Annotated in this window: 20 protein-coding genes, 1 tRNA gene and 4 pseudogenes; 4 read left to right on the plus strand and 21 right to left on the minus strand. The window is 71.2% G+C overall.

The features are described from left to right. Positions 1–94, minus strand: a pseudogene (locus ABZV31_RS36220) (IS5/IS1182 family transposase); the annotation flags it as partial. A 236-nt stretch (positions 95–330) separates the two neighbouring features. On the opposite strand from ABZV31_RS36220, the pseudogene ABZV31_RS36225 reads away from it, so the two are divergent. Together ABZV31_RS36225 and ABZV31_RS36230 are read left to right on the plus strand one after the other, a co-directional pair. Next, positions 331–582, plus strand: a pseudogene (locus ABZV31_RS36225) (SpdA protein); the annotation flags it as partial. Between the two features lie 14 nt (positions 583–596). Further along, positions 597–1,157 (plus strand): annotated as a pseudogene (locus ABZV31_RS36230) (tyrosine-type recombinase/integrase); the annotation flags it as partial. A gap of 229 nt (positions 1,158–1,386) precedes the next feature. On the opposite strand, the gene ABZV31_RS36235 reads toward ABZV31_RS36230, so the two are convergent. The 4 genes from ABZV31_RS36235 to ABZV31_RS36250 all read right to left on the minus strand — a co-directional run bounded on the left by ABZV31_RS36235 (position 1,387) and on the right by ABZV31_RS36250 (position 7,827). Next, on the minus strand, positions 1,387–2,823 hold the full coding sequence (locus tag ABZV31_RS36235) for a Cys-Gln thioester bond-forming surface protein (RefSeq protein WP_355901099.1): 1,437 nt from the start codon (positions 2,821–2,823) through the stop codon (positions 1,387–1,389). A gap of 260 nt (positions 2,824–3,083) precedes the next feature. Further along, a complete protein-coding gene (locus ABZV31_RS36240) occupies positions 3,084–3,548 on the minus strand; it encodes a single-stranded DNA-binding protein (protein WP_355901100.1) in 465 nt (154 codons plus the stop codon). A gap of 421 nt (positions 3,549–3,969) precedes the next feature. Continuing rightward, entirely contained in the window at positions 3,970–5,976 is a 2,007-nt protein-coding gene (locus ABZV31_RS36245; protein ID WP_355901124.1) for a YfjP family GTPase, read from the minus strand. Between the two features lie 243 nt (positions 5,977–6,219). Beyond that, positions 6,220–7,827 (minus strand): dynamin family protein, encoded by a 1,608-nt coding sequence (locus ABZV31_RS36250; RefSeq protein WP_355901101.1) that lies wholly within the window; start codon positions 7,825–7,827, stop codon positions 6,220–6,222. A 322-nt stretch (positions 7,828–8,149) separates the two neighbouring features. Here ABZV31_RS36250 and ABZV31_RS36255 point away from each other — a divergent pair. Continuing rightward, positions 8,150–8,222 (plus strand) — tRNA-Arg (locus ABZV31_RS36255). Positions 8,223–8,398: 176 nt separating this feature from the next. Here ABZV31_RS36255 and ABZV31_RS36260 read toward each other — a convergent pair. From ABZV31_RS36260 to ABZV31_RS36330, 15 genes and pseudogenes are all read right to left on the minus strand, one after another. Then, positions 8,399–9,790 (minus strand): tyrosine-type recombinase/integrase, encoded by a 1,392-nt coding sequence (locus ABZV31_RS36260; protein ID WP_355901102.1) that lies wholly within the window; start codon positions 9,788–9,790, stop codon positions 8,399–8,401. Beyond that, positions 9,790–9,993, minus strand: a complete 204-nt coding sequence (locus ABZV31_RS36265; RefSeq protein ID WP_355901103.1) for a helix-turn-helix domain-containing protein — start codon at positions 9,991–9,993, stop codon at positions 9,790–9,792. The genes ABZV31_RS36260 and ABZV31_RS36265 overlap by 1 nt, the downstream gene beginning before the upstream one ends. A 277-nt stretch (positions 9,994–10,270) precedes the next feature. After that, on the minus strand, positions 10,271–11,440 hold the full coding sequence (locus tag ABZV31_RS36270) for a DUF3631 domain-containing protein (protein WP_355901104.1): 1,170 nt from the start codon (positions 11,438–11,440) through the stop codon (positions 10,271–10,273). Further along, positions 11,437–11,811, minus strand: coding sequence for a hypothetical protein (locus tag ABZV31_RS36275; protein WP_355901105.1), 375 nt, complete (start codon positions 11,809–11,811; stop codon positions 11,437–11,439). The genes ABZV31_RS36270 and ABZV31_RS36275 overlap by 4 nt, the downstream gene beginning before the upstream one ends. Continuing rightward, positions 11,808–12,731 carry a bifunctional DNA primase/polymerase gene (locus ABZV31_RS36280; protein WP_355901106.1) on the minus strand — a complete coding sequence of 308 codons (924 nt, stop codon included), beginning with the start codon at positions 12,729–12,731 and terminating at the stop codon, positions 11,808–11,810. Before ABZV31_RS36280 ends, ABZV31_RS36275 begins: the two co-directional genes overlap by 4 nt. An 89-nt stretch (positions 12,732–12,820) precedes the next feature. Further along, on the minus strand, positions 12,821–13,267 hold the full coding sequence (gene ssb / locus ABZV31_RS36285; RefSeq protein WP_355901107.1) for a single-stranded DNA-binding protein: 447 nt from the start codon (positions 13,265–13,267) through the stop codon (positions 12,821–12,823). Between the two features lie 4 nt (positions 13,268–13,271). After that, positions 13,272–13,442 (minus strand): hypothetical protein, encoded by a 171-nt coding sequence (locus ABZV31_RS36290; protein WP_355901108.1) that lies wholly within the window; start codon positions 13,440–13,442, stop codon positions 13,272–13,274. 19 nt (positions 13,443–13,461) lie between these two features. After that, positions 13,462–13,911 (minus strand): hypothetical protein, encoded by a 450-nt coding sequence (locus ABZV31_RS36295; protein ID WP_355901109.1) that lies wholly within the window; start codon positions 13,909–13,911, stop codon positions 13,462–13,464. 169 nt (positions 13,912–14,080) lie between these two features. Then, the gene (traB, locus tag ABZV31_RS36300) at positions 14,081–16,129 is read right to left on the minus strand and encodes a plasmid transfer protein TraB (protein WP_355901110.1); all 2,049 of its coding nucleotides are present in this window, start codon (positions 16,127–16,129) and stop codon (positions 14,081–14,083) included. A gap of 14 nt (positions 16,130–16,143) precedes the next feature. Next, entirely contained in the window at positions 16,144–16,683 is a 540-nt protein-coding gene (traA, locus tag ABZV31_RS36305; protein ID WP_355901111.1) for a plasmid transfer protein TraA, read from the minus strand. A gap of 19 nt (positions 16,684–16,702) precedes the next feature. After that, on the minus strand, positions 16,703–17,203 hold the full coding sequence (locus ABZV31_RS36310) for a hypothetical protein (RefSeq protein ID WP_355901112.1): 501 nt from the start codon (positions 17,201–17,203) through the stop codon (positions 16,703–16,705). A 222-nt stretch (positions 17,204–17,425) separates the two neighbouring features. Continuing rightward, positions 17,426–18,482, minus strand: a pseudogene (locus ABZV31_RS36315) (hypothetical protein). A 25-nt stretch (positions 18,483–18,507) separates the two neighbouring features. Next, positions 18,508–18,891 carry an RRQRL motif-containing zinc-binding protein gene (locus ABZV31_RS36320; protein WP_355901113.1) on the minus strand — a complete coding sequence of 128 codons (384 nt, stop codon included), beginning with the start codon at positions 18,889–18,891 and terminating at the stop codon, positions 18,508–18,510. After that, positions 18,891–19,220: a hypothetical protein gene (locus ABZV31_RS36325; RefSeq protein WP_355901114.1), complete on the minus strand. Its 330-nt coding sequence runs from the start codon at positions 19,218–19,220 to the stop codon at positions 18,891–18,893. The genes ABZV31_RS36320 and ABZV31_RS36325 overlap by 1 nt, the downstream gene beginning before the upstream one ends. Further along, entirely contained in the window at positions 19,217–19,513 is a 297-nt protein-coding gene (locus ABZV31_RS36330) for a hypothetical protein (RefSeq protein WP_355901115.1), read from the minus strand. Before ABZV31_RS36330 ends, ABZV31_RS36325 begins: the two co-directional genes overlap by 4 nt. Before the next feature lie 845 nt (positions 19,514–20,358). On the opposite strand from ABZV31_RS36330, the gene ABZV31_RS36335 reads away from it, so the two are divergent. Beyond that, entirely contained in the window at positions 20,359–21,369 is a 1,011-nt protein-coding gene (locus tag ABZV31_RS36335) for an XRE family transcriptional regulator (protein WP_355901125.1), read from the plus strand. Here the strand turns inward: ABZV31_RS36335 and ABZV31_RS36340 are convergent. Further along, a complete protein-coding gene (locus tag ABZV31_RS36340) occupies positions 21,353–22,141 on the minus strand; it encodes an NUDIX domain-containing protein (RefSeq protein ID WP_355901116.1) in 789 nt (262 codons plus the stop codon). The two genes, ABZV31_RS36335 and ABZV31_RS36340, sit on opposite strands and share 17 nt — an antisense overlap. Positions 22,142–22,271 lie beyond the last annotated feature (130 nt).

A 22,271-nucleotide genomic window follows, 5' to 3' on the forward strand; every position in this document is an offset into this window, starting at 1 on the left:
GACTGTCGGCGGCCTGCCCGGCGGTCAGGAGAAGCGCCATCGGCCGGCAGCGCCGGTCGGCGGCCAGGTGGATCTTGGTGGTCAGCCCGCCGCGGACCGGCCGAGCAGGGCGGCCTTCAGCCGGGCCCGCCGTCTTCGGCGGATGCATCGTCGCTCGGCCCGGACCGGGTCGCTTTCGCCGTCCTGCCCGTTGTGTTCCTTGGACGCTCCCCCTTTTGCGAGGCCGCCTCCTCGAGTGCGGCCAGGGTCTCCTCGCTGACCCGCATGCCGGTCGCGTCATGATGAGCCCGTGCCGTGGTGGAGTCCCCGCCCGCGCCCGTGCCCGTGCCAACGAGCGACGGCGCCGAGGTGGTCGATGTCCAGGAGGACGCGCCCGAAGCAGCGACGGCCGAACCGGCGCCGCCGCCCGTCAAGGCACAGACCAAGCCCTCTGCCGTACCTGTCCCGACCGCCCTGGTCGAACACGCCCGCAAGGTCGCCGCCGAGCACCGCACCCGCACCGGAACACCCATCGACACCGCGACCCTCCGCGCCCGCCTCGGTGTCCCGGCCCCGATGGCCGAAGCCATCGCCGCCGACGTACGTCCTCGCGCATTGGCTGGATGTACGTACGTCAACAGGTCAAGAAGGTCCGCGGCACGCTCGTCTTCGCCCCGCCCAAGCGCGGCAAGCTCCGTGACGTACCCCTCGACTCCGAGGTGTCGGCCGTGCTCCGCGAGCACATGGATCGCTTCCCGCCTGTCGAGGTGACATTGCCGTGGCTGACCCCGACCGGCCCGAAGGTCACGCATCGACTCGTCTTCACGAGCGGCATCGGCGCCGCCATCTGGAGCCAAGCGTTCAACGACCAGGCGTGGAAGCCCGCACTGGCATCCGCCGGCATCATCCCCACCCCCGAGAAGGGGCAGCGGTACGCGGCAGCCCGCGAGCATGGGATGCAAGCCCTGCGGCACTTCTACGCCTCAGTGCTCCTGGACGCCGGAGAGAGCATCAAGGCCCTGAGCCTCTACCTCGGCCACAGCGACCCCGGGTTCACGCTCCGCGTCTACACGCACCTCATGCCGTCCAGCGAGACGCGGACCCGGAAAGCCATCTCCGCGATGTACCGGGCCGCCGGTCACACTCATGACGGCCCAGGGACGGCCCAAGCCGCCTGAGACGGCCCCTCATCGGTGGGAAAACTGCTGGTGAGGGGCCTTTTCATGCTTTCTCGCGGTAAGTAACACCCCATCTTGCCGCATGGCCACCCACCGGGGGAAACCGCCTGGTGACCATCGCCTGCCGGATGTGGGGCGGCCCCGGGCGCCGCGGGGGCGCGCCGGGGCGGGGTGTGCAGGGAGTCACCCTTTCGCCACTCGCTGTGGAATTGACAAGGTTCCGTGCCGGTCAGTCCCGGGCGGGGGTCTTCTTCTTGCGGACGATGCTCAGGGCCGTGGCGCCCAGCACCAGCAGGCTGAGGCCGATGGCTGCGATCAGGGGGGTCGTGCTGGTGCCGCCGGTCTCGGCCAGGTTCGTGTCGCCGGAGGTGCCGCCCACCGTCGCGGGGCTCGGCTCGCTGAGCGTCTGGGTCGCCGTGCCGCCCGCGCTGCCCTGCGTCTTGCAGTCAAGGACGCCGGTGAAGCGCTGCCCGAATCCGTTCGGGCCCTTGATCGTGAAGTCGTAGGCCTGATCCTCCTGGAGCGGGATCGTGACCGTCTCGGACGCGCCCGCGGCGATGCTGTGCTCGACGCCCATGAGCTCGAAGGTGAACGCCTCGTCGCCCTGGTTGACCGCCGTGATGTCCACGCCACCCTTGGTGCAGTTCTTCGCCGCGGACAGCGCGGGTATCGCACCCCTGCCTGCCCAGGTGGCGCTCGCCGTCGCGGCGACCGTCGACTCGCTGGAGCCGGCCAGGATCTGGGTCTGGCTACGGCTGTCGGAGGTGAAGGCGCGGCCGACCGGCACGGTGGTCGAGGCCTGCACGGTCAGCTCCGCCGATCCTCCCCCACTGCTTGACGCATGGGAGGCACCTCCGGCGGCGTCCTCGGGCACGTCGAAGAACAGCTGGCTGCCGTCCGCGGCGGACGTGATCGCCTTGCCGTCCTTGCCGACGATCCGCACGCCGCTGGTGGCGGCAGCCGGCGACGGTGTCACCGTCACGCCGCTCGCGTTGGTGTGCACGGTCACCGGGCCGAGCCGCTCGCCGGGGTGGCCGGAGAGGGCGGGCGGGTCGAGGGTCAGCGAGGCCTTGGGCTCGGGCAGGTCGCGGGCGCTCTTCTGCAGGTAGTCCGCGAGCTTCTCGGCCTGCGGGTCGACGGCGTCGACGTCCGCGCCGTCGGAGTAGCGCCAGATGGCCACCTGGGTGCCGGCCGCCGCGTCCTGCTCGGTGAGGTTACTGACCCCCGCCTTGGCGGCGAGCGCCGCGAGGTCGTTCACCTGCGGGTAGGAGTGCTGCAGGATCCAGCGGATCTTCCCGGCGTCCTTGTTGGTGCCCAGCGAGGTGCCGCTCCAGGGCGTCTCGTGGTACTTGGCGTCCTTCTGTGTGGGGTTGTGCAGGTCGATGCAGTACGTCTGGAGGGTGCCGCCGCCATCGACGGACATCTCGAACAGGCCTGCGGACACCTGGTAGTCCCCGCTGTCGTCATGGATGACGGCGGTGCCGTACGTCTTCAGGCCACCTATGGTGGCAGTCGCACCGCCCTGGCTCTGCGGTGTCCCGTCGGCGGCAGCCGGGCCGGCGGCGGCCATCACACCGGCGGCGACGAGCCCGGACACCAGGGTCGCGGCGGCCGGGCGGGCCGCCCCTCGCCTGCGCGCGGACGGCGCAGAAAACCAAGCACACACAGAATTCCCCTTCGAGCAGGACCGGTTGACGTGGGGGGTGCGGTCCCACCAGCAGAATCTCAAGCCCCGAGAGCTATGCCCGGCATCCTAGGGATCCGGCGCACCGCGTTCCTCTTTCATATGGTCGGATGACCCATCCGAATCGGAATCGTTATCGCCAACAACCGTCTGAGCAGGGCTTATCGACAAATCCACCGGGTCGTTCCCGAATGGACTCGCCGATAAGCCGCACTTCAGTCGGCTTCAGCGGGATCCTGACATCACGTCACCGCGGCTGGCTCCGGCCGCTGTTGAGACTCCGTGTCGGCGACGGGTGTCTCCCACGTCGGCTCGGTTTGCGGGGGTGGGCTCGCCGGCGCCGACTCCGGCCTGCCGGTGCGCCGGAAGGCCGACGTGCCTCGCGCGAGGTCGTGGCCGATCGCCAGCGCGTCGATGTCCGCCGAGGTCCAGTTGTGGCCGTCGCGCACCTCCGTACGCACCTTCAGCCTGCCCTGCACGATGACGGGATCTCCCACGTTCAGCGAGGCCACTGTGTTCGTGGCGAGCTGGCGGTTGGCCCACACCGTGAAGAAGTTGGTGTGCCCGTCCGTCCAGGCGCTCTTCTCGCGGTCCCAGTAACGCGAGGTCACCGCCAGCCGGAACCGCGCCGACCCGCCGGACGCCAGCTCCCGGTACACCGGCTGCGTCGCCACGTTGCCCACTGTGCAGACCATCGTCTCGTTCATCGCGAACCCCTCCCTCGCCCGGCCGCCGACGCCGGGTCGATACGCGTACGGGCCCGTCCCGTACGGCTGCGTCTGTGGTGACGACCGCGTCCGTCGCGATCGCCGCGAGATCAGACTGCCTCCGCCGGGCCGAGCCCGCTGAGCGCTGTGGACCACCGCCTGTCTGTGGAAAACTCCCTCACCCGGACGAGGGACGACCGTCCACGCGACGCCTCACCTCACACCGAGCCGTCGGGTCACCGCGCCGTCGGGTCACCGCGCCGTCGGGTCACCGCGCCGTCGGGTCACCGCGCCGTCGGGCCGCCGGGTCACCGAGCCATCGGGCCGCTGAGCTACCGGGGTCCCCCAGGTCACTGAGCCATCGGGCCACCGGCCCACCGAGCTGGCGAGCCAGTGAGCCGGTGAGCCGCCCAGTCTCGGCTCACCTCGCCCCGGCCCCCATGACCCGTGCGTACTGCTCCCGCACCTCCCGGTACCGCAGCAGCTCCGCCGCCACGGGATCCAGCACCCGGGCCCGGCCGCACCCCGCGGCCGCCTCCCGCAGGCGGCGCTCCGCCTCCAGGCCGTACCGCCGTGCCGGTCCCCGCGCCGCGATCCGGCCGCTCCACTCCACGAGCGGCCCGCCGACGATGCCGGCGACCATCAGCAGCACCGGCACCCCCAGGTTCGGCGCCATGACCCCGATGATCTGCCCCACGAGCCACAGCCCACCGACGACCTGAAGGATCGTCATGGACGCCTGTGCCAGGACGGCCACCGGCCACCAGCCCGGCCGCGGCGGCCGCCCCGGGGGCAGCCCGGCCCGCGCCGCCAGCTCGTCCAGCGCCTCGGGCAGCCCCTGGGCCCCGCGGACGGCGGCCTCCCGCACCGCCTGCGCCCACGGCGTCGGCAGTCCGGCCGAGGCCCGGCCGGCCACCGTGCGCACCGCCTGCTCGACGCGCTGCCGCGCGGTGGCCTCCTCGTCCGGCTGCGCGCGCACCGGCATGCGTCCGGTGGGAGGCTCGCGCCGGTCCTGGCACCAGCGCCACAGCCGGAGCCAGGGCGTGCCGCACGCACGGTTGGCGTTGCGCAGCCAGGCGCGCTCGGCGGCCTCGCCCGCGGCGGTGGCACCCATCGCGTCCGCGAGCCGCGACGCGAACTCCTCGCGCGCCTCCTCGCTGAGTCCGGTGCGCCGCCGCGCCGCGTAGACGGGCCGCAGCCGGAGAGCCGCGGCGTCCACGTCGGCCGAGATCCGCCGCGCCGCGGCCCCGCGCTCCGCCACGAACTGGCCGAGCGCCTCACGCAGTTCGCCGAGGCCGTCCCCGGTGAGCGCGGACAGCGCGAGCACGGTCGCGCCCGGCTCGCCGTACTCCCCCAGGGCGATCCCGTCCTCGTCGAGCAGGCGTCGCAGATCGTCGAGGACCTGGTCGGCGGCCTCCCCGGGCAGCCGGTCGAGCTGGTTGAGGACGACGAACATGATCTCCGCGTGGCCCGCCATGGGCCGCAGATAGCGCTCGTGGAGGACGGCGTCGGCGTACTTCTCGGGGTCGACGACCCAGATGACGGCGTCGACGAGCGCCAGGACGCGGTCCACCTGCTCGCGGTGCTGCACGGCGGCCGAGTCGTGGTCGGGCAGGTCGACCAGGACGAGTCCGCCCAGCTGCGGGTCGGCGTCGGGGCCCTGCACGGGGCGCCTGCGCAGCCGTCCCGGGATGCCGAGCCGGTCGATGAGGCTCGCCGCGCCGTCGCTCCAACTGCACGCGATGGGCGCCGCGGTGGTCGGCCGCCGTACGCCGGTCTCCGAGATGGTCACGCCGGCGAGGGCGTTGAACAGCTGCGACTTGCCGCTGCCGGTGGCGCCCGCGATGGCAACGACGGTGTGCTGCCCGGAGAGCCGGCGCCGCGCCGCCGCCTCGTCGAGGACGCGGCCCGCCTCGGCGAGCGAGCGGCTGTCGAGCCGGGTGCGGGACAGGCCCACCAGTTCGCGCAGCGCGTCCAGCCGCGACCGCAGCGGTCCGTCGTACGCGAGAGGGGTCACGGGCAGGGGACCGGGCGTCCTGGTCACCACGACGGGTACGTGCTCGGCGGCGGTGGTCTCCGTCACCCGCCGCGCGATGAGTCCGTCGTCCCAGACGTCCGTCGATTCGGCGGGGGCGGGAGCGGTGCCGTCGTCCTTCACGCGCGCGTGGCCGTCGCTGTCCGTCACGTCCCTCTTCACGCGCGCGTGGCCGTCGCTGTCCGTCACGTCCCTCTTCACGCCCGCGTGATCGTCCTTCGCTCGTGCTCGGGGGCGCTTGTCGCCGGCGGCGTCCGCTCCTTCGGGCCCGCCCTCCGAAGCACCCTCCTTGGAGACGCCCTCTCCGGCAGCGCCCTCTCCGGGGCGGCCGCTTCCTGGGCGGCCGCTTCCGGGGCGGCCGCTTCCGGATGAGCCCCCTTGGGGGGAACGCATGTCGCCGATCGCATGCCTGGGGTCCTCGGAGTTCCCGCCGTCCTTGCGGTCCCCGACGTCTTTGCTGGGCCCGGCGTCGTTGCGATCCCCGCCCTTACGGCCCTCGGCGTCCCTACGGCCCTCGGCGTCCGTACGGTCCTGGTAGCCCTTGGCGTCCTCGGTGTCCTGCGCGTCCTCGGGGACCGTGCCCTCCGTCTGATCGGCGTGCTCCCTGTGTTCCTGGTCAGTGACGGCGGTCACCGGTCACCTCTCCTTCAGCAGTACGGACAGCGCGGCAATGAGTGCGGCCTGGGGCTCCGGGTGCACCCCGAGGGCGTCGAGCGGGGCCAGCCGTCGCTCGCGTGCGGTGTGCATCACCCGGTCCAGGTAGTCGGCGAGCAACCGCCCGGAGCGGTCGCGCAGCCGCAGCGCGCCGTGTGCGCCGATCCGCTCGGCGAGCCCCTCGCCCGCGGACCGCGCGCGGCGGCCGCCCAGCAGCCCGGTGGCGGCCAGGGCGGCGACAACCTCGGGATCCGGTGCGACGCTCCGGTCCAGCTCGCGCACCTCGTCCTCGGCGTACTCCTCGAGCTCTCGCCGCCACCGCCGTACGGCCAGCCCAATGCGGTGCTCGGCGCTCTCCAGCGAGCGATCGCGGTCGGCGAGCCCCGGGGCAGCCGCCGCCGGCTCACGGCGCCATGCGTCGTCGATGCGCTCGTCGGCGGCTGCGACAGCGCACAGCAGCAGGGAGCCCAGGCTCTCCACGAGCGCGTCGAGCAGTTCCCGGGCGGTGCAGTCGAGGGGGAAGGCGCGCCACCGCTTCAGGGCGTCCCCGGCGAGCACGGCCCCGGCCTGCAGTCGCCCCCGCACGCGCGCGTGCTCGCTGTCGTACGCACTGTCGACGGCTGTGGTGAGCCGCAGGGCGGCCGCGTACTGCGCGGCGGCGGCGCCGGCCAGCTCCGGCATCCGGGACTTCAGCGATTCGAGGACGCCGTGGGCCGTCCGGGCCATGACGTGCAGCCGGGCCGAGGGGTCCTGGGCCTGGTGGACGAGCCAGGTGCGCAGCGGCGCCACGGCGGTGGCCGGCAGCAGCCCCCCGCCCCAGGCCGACTCGGGTAGCTCGGGCACGGTGAACCGCGGTACGTCACCCAGCCCGGCCTTGGTGAGCAGCGCCCCGTACTGCCGCGAGACCTCGGAGACGACCTGGTGCGGCACCCGGTCCAGGACAGTCACGAGCGTGACGTCGTACTCCTTGGCGGTGCGCAGCAGGTGCCAGGGGACGGCGTCGGCGTACCGGGCGGCCGTAGTGACCATGATCCAGATGTCGGCGGCGCAGATCAGCTCGGCGGCGACGGCGCGGTTGTCGGCGAGCAGGGAGTCGATGTCGGGCGCGTCGAGGAGGGCGAGGCCGGGGGGCAGGGTCTCGACGGTCTCGATGCGCAGTACGCGCGAGGCGTCCTCCTCGGGCGTCAGCAGGTCGTCCCCCGGGTCATGCTGGGGCATCCACACGCGCGTGAGGTCGGGCAGGACGCGCATGCCGCTGAACCAGTGGTGGTCCTCCGGGTGACACACCAGCACGGGGGTCCGGGTCGTCGGCCGCAGCACTCCCGCTTCACTGACCCGCCGTCCGACAAGGGAGTTGACGAGTGTGGACTTCCCGGCGCCGGTCGATCCCCCGACCACGGCCAGCAAAGGCGCTTCGGGGGCTCTCAACCGGGGCACCAAGTAGTCGTCGAGTTGCGCGAGCAGTTCGTCGCGGTTGGCACGCGCGCGGGGCGCCCCGGCGAGGGGCAGCGGAAAGCGTGCGGCGGCGACACGGTCGCGCAGGGCGAAGAGTGCGTCGAGCAGCTGAGGCCGTACGTCCAAGGTCACCACATGCGAAGAATGCCCAATTTTAGGGGAATTCTGAAGCATATGAGCATGTCTGCGTGCCGATAGAACACAAGGGACGGAAGGGATGACTGGGACGCGGGCACACTCCAGGCATAACGAGTGCACAACACCCGGTGCGTGATGCGACCAAAAGCGATGCACGATTCGTACCTGCCTGCGATTATCAGGACCGCTTCACCGAACCTCCACATTGAGCCATGGAGGCGAAGCGACAGGGACAAGGATGCGGGAGCCCTATCCTTGTCCCCGGCAACGTCACGGATCGGCCCACACCCGGGCACCAAGACAGAGGCCACCACACCCGGCCCCCGTAGCTCAGTGGATAGAGCAGGCGCCTTCTAAGCGCTTGGCCGCAGGTTCGAGTCCTGCCGGGGGCGCCCAGTCTCCGCCCTCCTTCGGGAGGGCGTTTTTGCTGGTCAGAGCAGGTGCAGCCCAACGCGGAAAAGCGCCGGACCCTCCCCGGTTGGTCACGGGAAGGGTCCGGCGCTGTCCGGCTGTCACCGGGTTTCTGCGGGTGGCTGCGGTGAATACGCGGGGAAGTTCCCCGGGCCCCTCATCCGGCCTCGGGTAGCTCGGGCAGGTCCCCGCGGGCGAGGATCCGCTGTTTGAGGTCCCCGAGCTGCCCGGAGATGCACCGGGCGTAGATGGCCAGCAGTACGGGGACGCTGTTGCCCGCCCACTCGGCCACCTGCGCCGGCGGGATGCCGTCGTTGAGCCAGTTGGTCAGGCAGGTGTGGCGCAGGTCGTACACCCGCTTGCCGAGCGGAGAGGCGTACTCCTCCGGGGTGAGCGCCTTCTCGCGGGCGGTGCGCCAGGCCCTGCGGATGACCGAGCCCGCGAGCATGTCACCCTTCTCGCCCTGGAACAGCAGGTCCCCCGGCTTCAGGTTCTCCGCCTCGATGTGCTCGCGAAGGATCCGCGTGAGCGACGGGTGCCCTGGCACGACTCGGGTGTCGTCACTGGCGCGTCCCTTCAGCCCGCGCTCTTCGTGGATCGCGCCGTCATCGGTCCAGTTCTTCCCGACTTCCGGCTGAGCCGTGTGGAACAGCAGCTCACACCACTGGTCTTCGGCGCCTTCATTGGGTAGGCGGACGTCCGCAACGTCCATCGCCACAACCTCCTCGGGGCGCGGCCCGGCGTAGTACATCGTGGCGAAGAACGCGTGCAGCCGCTTACCGCCGCGGGGACGACGGCGCACCCAGCCCAGCAGGCGTGCCGCCTGCTCCGGGTTGAGGAGAGACCTCTTGTCGACCGCAGACGATGTCTTCGGTGCCGCCCCTCTCCCCTTCGGCAGGGGGTTCTTGCGCAGGATCCGGTGCTTGACGGCGTATTCCATGGCCACGTTCAGGATCCGCCGGTTGCGCTTGACTGAGCTGGCCGCGGCCCGCGTGCCGTCCAACTTGGAGTCGACGGCCCGAAGCACCTCGTCGACCTTGGCGGGGTCCTCCCATGCGGCCATGGTCAGGGTGTTGCGCTCCACCCACTTCAGGATCGTGGCCATCTCCGGTGGGGCGTCTTCCCGGCGCCGCGTGTTGAACGCGAACTCGCGCAGTGCCGTACGCACGTCGACCGGCCGGAACGCGGTCGGCGGTGTACGCAGCAGGGCGACAGTGGTTGCCATGAGCGCTTTGGCCGTGTTCTTGCGGTTGTTCCCGCCGGTCCGGTGCCATTGAACGTCCGCGAACTGAACGGCGAAGTCGTACCAGTTCACGCCGCTTGCCCCGGACTGATGCGAGACGGGGCGCCCCGTGGCCAGGCTGAATGCCTCGCCACGGCGCGTGGCGCTGACCAGCTCGGAGCGGAAGGCGTCCGCGAGTGCCTTCGTGTCGAACGGTGCTCGCCACTCCTTGCCGTCCAGCTCCCACCGCACGGTGTGCGTTGTCTTGCGCTTGCCCTTGTAGACCGCCGTCTTCCAGATCTTGACGTTGTACGTCGTGCCGTCCATCAGGCGGCGTCCTCCCGAGCGTCCAGCCACTGTTCGTAGTCGCTGCGCCGAACCCGGATGTCACCGTTGGGCAGCTTGATGCAGCGAGGGGCGCGCCCCTTCGCGCGCCAGTCGTAGAAGGTGGAGCGTGAGATCTTCAGGTCCTTGCAGATCTCCGCGAGCGTGAGCTTGTCGTCTCGCGGGCGGTACGCGGCCGTCGTCACCGCGTGCTCCTCTCATGGGTCCGGACAGCCGCGCGGCCCCCGCAAGGGGCGGCTGTCCTTTGTGAGCCAGGGAGCGGGAGAACCGGATCTCGGCTCCCCCGACAGATCCGCTACTTCCGCTACCTCCGCTACCGCCCTGGTCAGGGGCGTGATCGAGGTAGCGGATGGGGGTAGCGGTAGCGGATGGATCCGCTACCGGTCCCGGGAACGTGCCGCGGGGCGGGTAGCGGATCAGGCGCGTCGGTAGCGGATGCGGAGCACGCATCCGCTACCGATTTCAGGGCTCTGACCTGCCCGGTAGCGGAGGTAGCGGAAGTAGCGCACTTTCCGCAGGGGGCGGGCAGTAGCGCTGCCACGCGTCGTGAAGGTCGCTCGCGTAGTAGCCCTTCATGACGCTTCCGCCGGTCTTAATGTTGCGAGCCGCGATCGGCGTGTTGTCCGCGGTCACGTACTCGCGCAGCATCCTCGACAGCCCGCGGGCGTCCAGGGGCTTGCCGCTCATGTCCGCCCACGGCGCCTCTTCGAGGCTGTGGAGCCGGTCCAGGATGGCGACGGTGGGCAGGCGATCGATGCCGTTGAACACGTAGTCGCGCAGGTCGGTGAGCAACCGGATGCCGATGCTGCCCTTGTCGCTGGTCTTGGCCGCGGTCACCAGCTCAACGCACGCGGCGCGGGCCCGCTCCGGCCACGCGCCGCCGGCCGCCTCTGCGACGGCCAGCAGGGGTTCCCACACGTCCGCGGGGCGGTCGGTGATGCCCTCCGGGAGCTCGGGGAACACCCCGTCGACCAGGTGGCGCACGGACTGTGCCCAGTTGGCGAGCCGGTCACGCAGCGCGTGGCCTTCCTTCTCGTGGATGCGCTGCCGGTAGGGCTCCACCTTCTCGTTCGGCGCGCGGCGCCGCATGCGGACGATGACGGAACGGGTCAGGATCGTGTCCGGCAGCGAGCCGAGTCCGGCGACGGCGACCGCGCAGAACGAGGGGAACTCCTGTACCTGCTGGTTGGCGCCGTCGCCTACGCAGCGCCACATGACGCCAGAGCGACGGTGACCGGCGTTCAGGAATCCCCGGAGTTGTTCGTTCTCTCCGGCCTTGGGCCCGAAAACCGTGTCGATCTCGTCGAACAGGATCGTCGGCCGTCCGTCCATGCCGGAGACGGCCCGGAAGAGCGCGGACGCGGACGCGTTGACCGCGACCATCGGGTACGGCACGAGGGTTTCCACGATCTCCAGCGCCCGCGACTTCCCGGAACCCGGCTCCGGGGAGAGGAACGCGAGCCGGGGTGTGGAGTCGAAGCAGTCCAGCAGATGAGCGTGCGCGTCCCACAGCGTCACGGCGACGTACGCGGCATCGAGGGGGAAGATGTTGAAGCGTCGGTGGAACGCTTCGACCTCATCGAGCAGTGCGGCGCCGTCGGTGGGCGGTGCAGGCGTCTCGGTGCTGGTCACGCGGCGTTCCTCCCTTCCTGGGTGGTGCGGAGCGGGCATTGGTCGCGGTGGGTTTCGTGGTCGGCGATCAGGGTCAGCACCTTGCGGTGGCCGATGGCGCTGCGGTCCCGGCCGCACAGGCACTTCGAGGTGGCCGTGGGGGTGGCGCCGCGCGGCGCGCGGATGTGGAGCCAGGCCACGGGGAAGCGGCCGTCACCGTCGGTCGGGCTGCTGGAGTACTGGTCGGGGGGAAGGGCTGAAAGGACGCCCTGACGGGCGGCCTTTCCTTGGCCGCACTCCTCAGCCGGACGTTCCGCGCTGGTGGCGGGGTCAGGGCGTTCGGCCGTGTTCGGTGGGCATTTGGGCTTCGGGCGGGGTGGGTTGTGGCTCATGCCGTCTCCCGGGCGCGGCAGGTGCGGGCGGAGTAGGCCAGGGCGTCCCGGATCGTGGCGCGGCACTCGGCGGCCGGCAGTCCGGCCGCTTCACCGGCCGCCCCAAATGCCTCCTCGACCACGTCCCGGGCGATCTCGCCCCAGACGACGAACCGTCCGATGGCGATCGTGCGGGTGAGCAGGAGGTGATGGCGCTGCCCCTCCGGCGCGTGGCTGACCCGTGCGGTCTCCCGCTCCAGTGCCACCGTGGCCCGGCGGGTGGCCCCGCCCGGGATCAGCAGCGGGGCGGGCGCCGGGGCTGGCGTGGGCGTGGGCCGGAGCCGGTGCAGCAGCCACGCGGGCAGCACCGCCACGGGGGCGTTGTTTGTCACCTCGTACGCTCCGGCCGTGGTGACGCTGCCCGCGGCGACGATGTTGCCGCCCCACGCGCGGGTGTCGACGTTCGGCGCCACGGTCTTGGCCGTGCAGGGCAGACGCACGCCGGGCGGGGCGGTGAAGTACAGGTGCATGCCGCCGCTGGGCGTCCGCACCGTGTAGGTCGTCGGCCAGGGCTGTCCGGCGCGCTCGCAGAGCGCCGAAAAGGTCGTCGCGCCGCAAGGCGCGTCCGAACTGTCCTTGTGGTTCTCATCCTTGGGTACGTCCAGGTCGACGACGACCAGGCCGGAGGGGCCGGTGGCGATGCCGACGTTGTACGGGCCTGTCGTCCAGGCGGTGCGGATGCGGTCGGGGTCGGTGGTGGCGCGCTGTTCCCACTTCACGTGGCCGTCGGCGCACGGGCCGCTGCGGGGACAGGCGTGCTCGCCGTGCAGCGCGGGGGCCTTGCCGCCTGGGCGGAGCGGGTGGACGTGCCAGCCGCGCCCGGCGGCGGCCAGAGCGGCGGAGAGCAGGTGCTCTCGCCGCGTAGCGGTGCGATGGGTCATGCTGGATGCCTCCAACAGGTCTGTTGTGGACTGGTTGGCCGGGGCGACCGCGTGTCTTTGGCGAGATCGGGCGGTCGCCCCGGGCACGGCTAGAACGGCGGCTCGTTGCCCGGCTCGGGACGGTTGTCACCGGTGTTCCACGGGTCGCCGGACGGAGCGGCGCCGCTGGTGCGCTTGCCGTTGATCTGGACGGTGGTGAAGCGCAGGGACGCGCCGATCTCGTCGACCTCCACGGCGAGCATCGAGCGGTTCTCGCCCTCCGGGGTCTGCCAGTCGTGCTGACGGATCCGCCCGGACAGCACCACCCGCGAGCCCTTTCCCAGCGACTCGGCGACGTGTTCCGCGAGCGTGCGCCAGGCGGCGCAGCGGAAGAACGTGGACGTGCCGTCCTTCCACTGATTCGACTCCCGGTCGAACACGCGCGGGGTCGACGCGACGGTGAAGCGGGCCAGGGCCTGGCCGGAGGCCGTGAACTTCAACTCCGGGTCGGCGGTCAGGTTGCCGATGATGGTGATCGGGGTCTCTCCGAACGACATGTGATCACTCGCTTTCGGGGTTGTCGGGCCGGTGGTCGGCGGCGAGGTACAGGCGGGTGCGCTTGCCGTCGCGGGTGGGGTACTGGCGTGCCGGGCCGGTGTCGAACGCAGCGGCCAGGGCCCGGCTGATGCGGTCGGCGTCGTCCGGCGCGCAGATGATGCGGATCTCGAACACGGCGCTCCTCTGGGTACGTTCAGCCGTGGAAGTGGTTGCGCTTGATGACGGCCTTGCGGATGTTGACCGTGGTCCCGCCCCGGGCGTGGGGGCCGGTGGCGCCGAAGATCTGGACGGCGATCCAGCCGCCGAAGATGACGGCGGCCAGGATGATGAGCTGGGTGATGAACGCGGTCAGGGCGGCGATGAACGAGGTGAGCAGGACCAGGCCCCCGCACACCGCGCCGAACCCGATCCCTCCGAGCGCGATGTTCACCGCGGTGCGGGAGACAGCCGGGCGCGTGTCGACCGGCGCCGGGGCGGGCGCGGGGGTGAGGGCGTAGCCGGTGACGACGCGACCGTCGGGCAGCACGATGCTCTGCACGGCCGGCGGCGGGCCCGGCTGCACCGGCACCGGGGGTGCGGCGTGCGGGTGCACGGTGATCGGTTCGGGGTGGTGGACTTCGACGGCCGTGGGCCGTTGGGTCACGGCGGTTCCCTTCGGGACGGCCGCGGGCCCGCGCACGGGGGTGTGCGCGGGCCCGCGGGAGGGTGTTACGTGCAGGTGTTAGGCCGCGTGAGCGGCCGCTGTTAGGGCGGGTAACACGCGTGCCTGCCTAGGGGTTTGGGTGTTAGGCGGGCGTAACGCGTTACGGGTGTCAGGCGGCCGTGAGTGCGGGGATGATGCGCCACCGGCCGGTGGTGTTGGTCGCCTCCAACCGGCCCTCCTGCGCCGCTTCCTTCAGCCGCAGGGACACCCAGGAGCGGGACAGGTTGTGCCGGTCGCACCAGTCGGTGAAGTCCTTCGGGCCCACGATCATGCGGCCCTCGCTCTCGAACTCCGCCAGCGCGTCCGCGAACAGGCGCCGGGCCTCCTCCGGCGACGGCTTGCGCCCGGCTTCCTGCCCGAAGATCGGGGCGTCGTCGCCCTGCTCCGGCGCGGGGAGGTCGGCCTCCGGGTCGATGTCCTGGTCTTCCGGGTCGACCAGCAAGCCACCCTGTTCCATGTCGTCCTCCTCCTGCTCGACGGCCCGAAGCGCCGTCGGCTGCTCGGTGCCGGACGCGGGCCGGCCGGTGTAGGCGCGTCCGGCGACGCTGGAGGCGGCGCCGGCGGTGACGGGGTCGGCGCTGGCGCCGTTGCGCTGTGCCCAGGTGGCGAGCAGTTCCATGACCGGCACGGCCCGGTGCGTGAAGCGGCGGGTACGGCCCGGGGAGGGGTAGCGATCCTCCGGGATGCCGGGCGAGACGACGTAGCAGTAGCCCGGCCGCCGGTTGCCCCACGCGCCGGGGTGGGCGCCCGCGGCCAGGACCTCGTCCGGCAGGGAGAACCCCTCGTCGCGCGCGTCGCAGCCCAGCGCGATCACCGACGGCAGAGAGGCGCGGGTGCTGGTGGACATCTGGTCGTAGGACGGCCGCTGAAGCGAGACCACCAGCGAGATACCAGCGGAGCGGGCTTCCTGCGCGATGCCGGTAAACGCGTCGTCGCCCAGGGCGCGCAGGGTGTTGGCGGCCTCCTCGAACCAGGCCACCAGGAACGGCATCCCCGCACAGCCGCACGGCCGGCCGTCCGGGCGGCAGGTGTGCTCGGGGCTGTTCTGCGCCTGAGCGGCCTCCGGTACCCACTGCCGGTAGCCGTGGGCACCCAGCCAGCGCGTGCGCGCCGGGATGGCCGCCTCGACGGCCGCCACCATGACCTCTGTGGACGTGCCGCCCTCGACGCCCCAGTCCAGTCCAGGCCGCAGGGCGGCGAAGTCCTGGAACGCCTTGGGGTCGGAGAACCACACGATGACGTCACGGCGCGAGAGCATCTCCGTGAGCAGGTTCAGTGCCGCGTCGCCCTTGCCGGACCCGGTGCCGCCCGCGATGAGCAGGTGCGTGGAGTTGCGGCCCGCCTCCGGGTCGCCCGGCAGCCAGATCAGCAATGGGGCGCCGTCGTCGTACCGGCCGACGTCCAGCGGATCGGCGATCGACCCCCCGAGGTTGGAGGGTCCCTGCCACTCCACGACTTCGGCCAGCATGTCCTCTGGCACGATGACCAGTTCGCCGCGCCGGGCGGAGCCGGGGTCGGGGGTGTAGCGCACGGCCGATGTCGGCAGGTCCAGGGCGGAGGCGATGTTGCCCAGTGCCTTGGTCATGTCGTCGTTGGTCTGCGTTCCCGCCTCCAGCGCGACCGGCGCCGTGACGCGGTTCGGCTCCACTTTCGCGTTGCCGATCTGCGCCCTGGCCAGACCCACCTTCTCCAACAGGCCCTTGTCAGAGCTTTCACCGGCCGCGTCCGGGTTGTGCCGCAAGACCAGGCGCACGTTCCACGACAGGGCCAGGGCGGGCCCGCCCATCAGGTACAGGTCCCCGACCGGACTCGCGGTCGGGCCCGCCAGGCAGGCCGCGGTCAGCCAGGCGGAGCCCGCGGCAACCGTGATGGCTGAGTGCAGGCGCCGCTGCTGGCTGGTGTTCTTGCCGATCAGCCAGGTGGCACCGGTCAGCACCACCGAGCCCAGGGTGAGACCCACGGCCGCCGGCGCGCTGTCGGCCCACCGCAGGTGACCCAGCACCCCGGCCAGGCCGGTCCCGGCCCACCCGAGCCACGGCGGGATGTGCGGCTTGGCCCGGTGCAGCAGGTACTTGCCCACCCCGCCGGCGTCCGAGCCGCCCCGGAGCTGAAGTTCCAGCAGCTCCGCAAGCTGATGCTGTGCGTCGCGCTCAGCCATCGAGTGAACCTCCCTTACTGCTGCGCCCAGTTCATGACCGGCTGCTGCGGCCTGCGGGCACGGTGACGGACGCGGTTGATCTCTTCCTCGTACTGCTGCTGGAAGGTCGAGTAGCAGGCCGCGGCGTTCTTCGCGGCATCCCGCAGCGCGTCGGCGGACTTCTGCAGCTTGCGGGCCACCTTCGCCGCGCGGGCCCGGGAGCCGAACGGGCGCCCCTCCGGGTCCGGGACCGCGGCCAGCACGCCCTTCATGATCTCGGCACCCATCGCCACCTCGATGGACAGCGTCACGGCCGCCGCACGCAGGCTGTTGCAGTAGTTCCGCACCTGCGCCGGAGAGGTGAACTCCGGAGCCGGGAGCAGGGCCTCAGCGCTGCTCCGGCCGCTGGTACCGGCGCGGTTAGCGGCGGTGGGCACGCCGTTGTTGGTCTTGTTGGCGTTGACGTTGATGGTGAACCCGGGCGCGAACGTCGCACCGAAGTTCTTGCTGTTCATCGCGCGCTTGGCCTGCGAGCCGTTGGCTCCGGCGCCGGGAGCGGCGTAGGCGGTTGCCATCAGACAGGGTCCCTTCGGGTCAGTGGGAGCGGCGGACGATGAGCCACGCGGTCTGAGCGACCAGCCAGGCCAGGAGCCAGATCAGGGGCAGCGGGCCCGCAAGCGGCCCGAACCCGGACGCCAGCGCCAGCCAGGCGAACCCGGCCGTGGCGAGCAGGGCCAGACCAGCCCGCCAGACGACCGCGGCCGTGCGCGCCGGTCGGCGGATCTGGACGAAACCGAGCCACAGCACGGGAGCGACGGCCAGCGGCGCGAGCAGCAGACCGGACCACCAGGCGAGCGCGTGCAGGATCGCGGTCAGCGGCCACGCCAGCAGGGCCAGGAAGGAGGGGGCGAGCGCGCCGCGGAAGCGCCACAGCGCCCGGCCCAGGAAGCCGAGCGCTTCGCGGGTCAGGGAGGGGTGCTCCGGGACGACCACCACGAACGGCTGGCTCCGGCGGCGCCCGCGCTGGCGAGGGATGTGGACAGTGTGGACACCCGCGGCCGTCTTCACGCCGCGGGTGCGGGTACGGCTGGACACAGTGAGTCTCCTTGAGTGGAGGGGTGATTGGGGCGGGGCGCTGTTCCCCGGGCGGATGCCGGGGCAGGCTCACCGGGTCTGCTCGCCGGGTCTGCGAGGGTGCCGCTCGCCGGGGCTCACCGGGTCTGCTTCACTGGTGCGGTCGACTGCTTCCGGCAGTCGCAACGAGGGCCAGCCCACCTTCACTGGGCTGGTCCTCATTGGTGTGTGCCGGACGCGCGATCAGGCTTCCGATTCCTCGTGGGACATCAGCGAGCCCCACGCCTTGCGCACCCGCTGTTCCCCGCCGACGAACCCGCCCTCGCGGAACGCGGTCACGGCCTGGCGGTAGGACAGCGGAGGGTCGTCGCTGTAGCGCAGGTGCCGCAGGACGACGACCAGTTGTGCATCGGTCAGCGGCTCCCCCGGCTGCGGGGTGGGCACGCCGGCCACAGCGGCGATTTCGTCCAGCGTCACAGGCGGTGTGACGGGGGCCGTCACGGGCGTGACGGGAACGGCCGGTACGGTCTCGAATGCGGGCGTTACCTGCGTGTCTTCCCCCGTCACACCGGGCGTGACGCCCTCCTCGTCCGCGGCCTCGACAGCGGGCGGCTCGGGGGTGGCCGTCACGCCCGTGACGGGGGTCGTGACAGGCAGGGCGAACATGCCCGCAAGGGCCGCGTCCGCGCCGTCCGTCATCCGCTCGCGCTGGACATCGACCAGGCGCGCCCCGAGCAGGGCGTCACCGGTGCCCACCTTCTTGGCGAGCTTCCACGACTCCCGCTCCGAGTCCTTGCGGGCGCCCTCGTCGGGGTGGTTCGCGGCGCGGGCGCGGTGGTAGGCGAGCCGCTGCATGACCGCCGCGTTGCGGCGCTGCGCTTCGGCGTCCACCCCGGTGCGGTAGACCACGATGCGGCGGGCCAGCAGACCCATGCCCTCAGCCGATACGCACATGGCCATCGGAGTGACGGCGAACACCACCGCTTCCGTGGCCGACTGAGCGACGGCGGCGCCGGTCAGAGAGGCCACCGCCGGCAGCGTCCACAGCCCGACCCGCACGGCCGCCGGGGCGGACTGCCCCAGCATGGTCAGGCCGACCAGGACCAGGGCCAGAACGAGCGTTGCGCCCTCCCCAGCGGCGACCACTCCCAGCGCGGTGGCCGACCGGTGGAACACAGAGGTAGATGTTGCTGTAGGTGCCGACCGCGCCCAAGCCGCCGAACGCGACCATGGGCACCGCAGCGGCGCCCAGTACGAGCGCTTGGCCCCTGCTCAGGGACCGTTCTCGGGTGTCGTTCATCGGTTCTTCCTGTCTCGATGGGGGTTCAGGTGACGCGCTGTTCCTCGGTGGCCAGGCACAGCCCGCAGATGCCGAAGCGGCGGGGGATGCAGTAGCCGACATCGAGTCGGCAGCGGGGGCAGGTGCGCCGGGCGAGCATGGCCAGCGCGAGCGCGCCCCACTTGCGGGAGGTCATCGGCCGCACGGGCTTGGCACGGTCGATCCGGTAGAGGTAGCCCACCCGCACGCCCCCGGCGCGCCGGTTGACCCGCATGACCTGCGCCGCGATCGGCTGACCACCCGGCCGTAAGCCCAGGCCACGGAGCTGACGGCGGGTGGCCAGGCCGTCCGGGGCCAGGCGCCAGGGGTAGGTGGGGATGCCGTAGCGAGCGCCGGTCGGGTCGAAGCACTTGCCGAACGCCCCCGACATCAGGCCGCCGCTCCGGTCAACTCCGGGGCGGGAACGCGGCCGTAGCCGACCAGCTCAAGCTTCGCGCCCGCGTACTCGGCCACCGTGCGCAGCACGCGAGTGCGGCCCCCGCTCTGCGTGCTGTGAGTCACCGCGTCCGGCGTGATGCGCAGTGCGTCACGCCACGCCTCGAAGCCGGCCAGGTCATCGTGGAACTCCAACTCCAGCCGGTCCGGCCAGATGGTGGTCACACGCACGGCCGGTGCCGCAAGGTGCCCGAAGTCCACGGCCAGCAGGCGCAGCGCCCGCAGCGGCACGGACAGGTCCTCCAGCGTCAGACCATCGCTCATGCCGCGGCACCCCCCTTGCGCGCCACGCGACGGCGGGCGGGGCGGACCAGCGGGACCACGTTGAACAGGTCCGGGTGGTCCTCGACCACCCGCGCGGCCAGCCGGATCAGGTCGTCCGGGAGCTCCCGGTACTCGGGGTCGGCGAGGATGTCACGCGCCGCGTCCAGACGGGCCGCGCGCTCCTCGTCACTCTCGCCCTCCACCCCGAGCCACAGCTCAACCGGGGTGCCCAGCGCCAGTTCCGCGAACTCCGCCTCGGTGAGGGCCTGATGACCCGCAACGATGCACTTCATGGAGGTCTCTCCTCACAGTGAACGGCCCGAACGCGCCCGGAGGTGCCTCTACGGGGTGCGCGGCCGTGGGAAGGGACCGCACCGGATGCGGTGCGGGTGGGACCTTCGAAAGTCCTCATCAAACGGGCAGGCCACCGACATGACGCCGGCGCCCTGCCCGCATGACGAGTGACGGGAAAGCCCGTCACTGTCGTCTCGCGGCCCCTTACGCGCCTTGCTCCGCCTCCCTTCGACGACGCGCGGTGACCGCGCCACTCAGTCGCTACTCGCTGAGTGGATGCTCCCTGGGTGCCATGGGCTGGGTGCGGCCCAATCAACGGGATCCCCGGTGATCCGTTCCCTGGGTCTACGCCCGAGGGTCAGACCAGCGGCTTAGCCGTTGACACCGATCGATCCGTGAAGACGACGGGCTTTTACGTCTCCCCTGCCGCTCGGACCGCGTGTAAGCGGGCCCGGCGGGGTCCTGCACACACCGCACCCGATGCGACTGCCCCCATCTGGTGCGCACCAGTAGATAACCAACTGGTGCGCACCAGAGTCAAGGGCCGTCGCGGATTCGGTGGGCGATTGCCCGTCGCGGTGCACCTCAAGGAGACCGTTCGAGACAGGGGAGTCCATAGCCAACAGGACTTAACTCCCGTCCTGTTAACCCCTGTTGACCTGCGACGATGTGAGGCATCCTGGGAGGGTCAGTGAGTGGACCTATCGCCGGACGGTGGTCTGTGAGCACAGGACTTCGGAGTGCGCGAACGGCGCGCGGCTGGTCTCAGGAGCGACTGGTTCGCGAGATCGAGCAGTACGCCCGACGGCATCTCACCGACGTGGCCTCAACCGCGAGTTTGCGGGTGTACGTGTCCGAGTGGGAGAACGGCAAGCGCACCATCTCGGACCGCTACGCCGAGATCCTTCGTCGCCTTCTCGGCGTCACGGACGCAGAGCTGAAAGGCAGTACGGACGTCGTTGCCATGCCCGTGGCTGACGGGTACGACGAACTGTTGAGCAGGATCGATTCGGCCAGCAGCGTCAGTGAGTCCATGGTGAAGGCGTTCAACGACCAGACTGAGCTACTGCGCACCATGGACCGACAGTTGGGGGCGTCCGGCCTTGTCGACCAGATGACGGGCCACCTTGCGCGCCTTGAGGACGCGCTGAACTTCGCCGTGCTGCCGGGCGCGCGTCGGCCCGTGGCGCTTGCGCTTGCCGGAGCGTCGACCCTAGCGGCGTGGCAGGCGATCGACACAGGCGCGGTCGAACGAGCTTGGCGACACTACGAGCTGGCGAAACGGGCAGCGCGTGACGCTGAGGCTCCGATGTACCTGGCGCACGCCATGGCAGAGCAGGCTTACGTGCTGTGTGAAGCCGGTCGGCCGGCACTCGGTGTTGAGCTGGTGCGCGATGCCCAACGCACCCTTGGCCGGGGCGGGTCTCCCCGTCTCCGGGCATGGCTGTACGCCGCTGAAGCGGAGATGTGCGCCCACGTCCCGGGCATGGCGGACGACTGCCGGCGCGCGCTCGATGCCTCCATGGCGAGCATCCCGCCGGGCTCTGAAGACCGAGACCCGGACATGTTGAGCATCTTCCTCAACGGCGCCCACCTGACGCGATGGCGTGGCAACGTCCTGGCCTTGTTGGGTGACGACGACGCGGTGACCAGTCTCTATGACGCCCTGGCAGTCGCCGACCCGACGTTCGTGCGTGCACAAGCTGGTCTGCACGCCGATCTTGCACATGCACACTTGGCGCGCGCCGAGTACGACGACGCGAACACCCACTTGAGGCAGGCGCGGCTGCTGGCGAGCCGCACCGGTTCGGTGCGGCAGCGCCGTCGCGTCGAAATGCTCAGTGCGCGGCTGTGATGCCCGGCTTGCCGCGGGTCGCAAGGATGTGAAGCAGGGCAACGAGAGTCCCGGAGCCCATCAGCTCACCGCGGGCCATGAGCCCCGGAACGTCGGCCAGGGGAACCCACTCGATGTGGCCGGCCTCTTCGAGATCCGTCGGTGAACCGACCTGCTCCGCCCCATAACCTACGAAGATCTCGTGAGGCGAGTCGACCATGCCGACCATGGGCTGATAGGTGACGACATGTTCCAGTGACTTCGGCCGCCAGCCCGTCTCTTCCACGACTTCCCGGAGCGCCGTGTCCGCAGGATCCTCGCCTTCGTCCACGATGCCGCCCGGGAGCTCCCAACCGAACTGCTGCGGGACGAAGCGGTAGCGCCACATCATCAGCACGCGGTCTTGGTCGTCCAGCACCGCCGTAACGGCAACGTGGTGCAGCCTCACCACGTGATGCTCGAACCGCTCCACGCCGGGTGGCTCCACGTCCCAGAGCTGGAGCTTGACCCAACGGTTGTCGTAGAGATCACGTTCACCGTGGATGCGCCACGGTTCGAGCCCTTCCGGCGCCTTGACGCTCACTGCCCCGGGAACGCGGTACGAGCTTCGGCCGCGAACCTCCAGCGCGCCCTCAGCCACCAGACGGGCAAGCACCTGCCGAAGCGCGGTCCGGCCGATCCCGAGATCTTCGACCAGCGTGCGCTCTGAAGGGAGCTTGTCACCGGGGGCGTACTCGCCAGAGGCGAGCCGCGCGCGAAGCGTCTCGTAGACCTTGGTCGTCTTCGGTCCCATCCGCGGAGCACTCTCCGTTCTGCCGTGGTGCGTACCAGCGTAGCGGGCCAGAGTCACACTGCCTCCGGTTCGGGTCTCCGATGTGATCTCTCCCAGGGTGCCCTACAGACCAGCGGAATGACCGCTTCCG

The organism is Streptomyces sp. NPDC005202, assembly GCF_040608235.1.
In the GTDB taxonomy this organism is placed as follows: domain Bacteria; phylum Actinomycetota; class Actinomycetes; order Streptomycetales; family Streptomycetaceae; genus Streptomyces.

What these genes read in the sequence shown, in the direction of transcription:
- ABZV31_RS36240 (WP_355901100.1), bottom strand. Translation starts at nt 3,548, where the DNA reads ATGAACGAGACGATGGTCTGCACAGTGGGCAACGTGGCGACGCAGCCG.
- ABZV31_RS36245 (WP_355901124.1), bottom strand. Translation starts at nt 5,976, where the DNA reads ATGCGTTCCCCCCAAGGGGGCTCATCCGGAAGCGGCCGCCCCGGAAGC.
- ABZV31_RS36260 (WP_355901102.1), bottom strand. Translation starts at nt 9,790, where the DNA reads ATGGACGGCACGACGTACAACGTCAAGATCTGGAAGACGGCGGTCTAC.
- ABZV31_RS36275 (WP_355901105.1), bottom strand. Translation starts at nt 11,811, where the DNA reads ATGAGCCACAACCCACCCCGCCCGAAGCCCAAATGCCCACCGAACACG.
- ABZV31_RS36280 (WP_355901106.1), bottom strand. Translation starts at nt 12,731, where the DNA reads ATGACCCATCGCACCGCTACGCGGCGAGAGCACCTGCTCTCCGCCGCT.
- ssb (WP_355901107.1), bottom strand. Translation starts at nt 13,267, where the DNA reads ATGTCGTTCGGAGAGACCCCGATCACCATCATCGGCAACCTGACCGCC.
- traB (WP_355901110.1), bottom strand. Translation starts at nt 16,129, where the DNA reads ATGGCTGAGCGCGACGCACAGCATCAGCTTGCGGAGCTGCTGGAACTT.
- traA (WP_355901111.1), bottom strand. Translation starts at nt 16,683, where the DNA reads ATGGCAACCGCCTACGCCGCTCCCGGCGCCGGAGCCAACGGCTCGCAG.
- ABZV31_RS36320 (WP_355901113.1), bottom strand. Translation starts at nt 18,891, where the DNA reads ATGTCGGGGGCGTTCGGCAAGTGCTTCGACCCGACCGGCGCTCGCTAC.
- ABZV31_RS36325 (WP_355901114.1), bottom strand. Translation starts at nt 19,220, where the DNA reads ATGAGCGATGGTCTGACGCTGGAGGACCTGTCCGTGCCGCTGCGGGCG.
- ABZV31_RS36330 (WP_355901115.1), bottom strand. Translation starts at nt 19,513, where the DNA reads ATGAAGTGCATCGTTGCGGGTCATCAGGCCCTCACCGAGGCGGAGTTC.
- ABZV31_RS36340 (WP_355901116.1), bottom strand. Translation starts at nt 22,141, where the DNA reads ATGGGACCGAAGACGACCAAGGTCTACGAGACGCTTCGCGCGCGGCTC.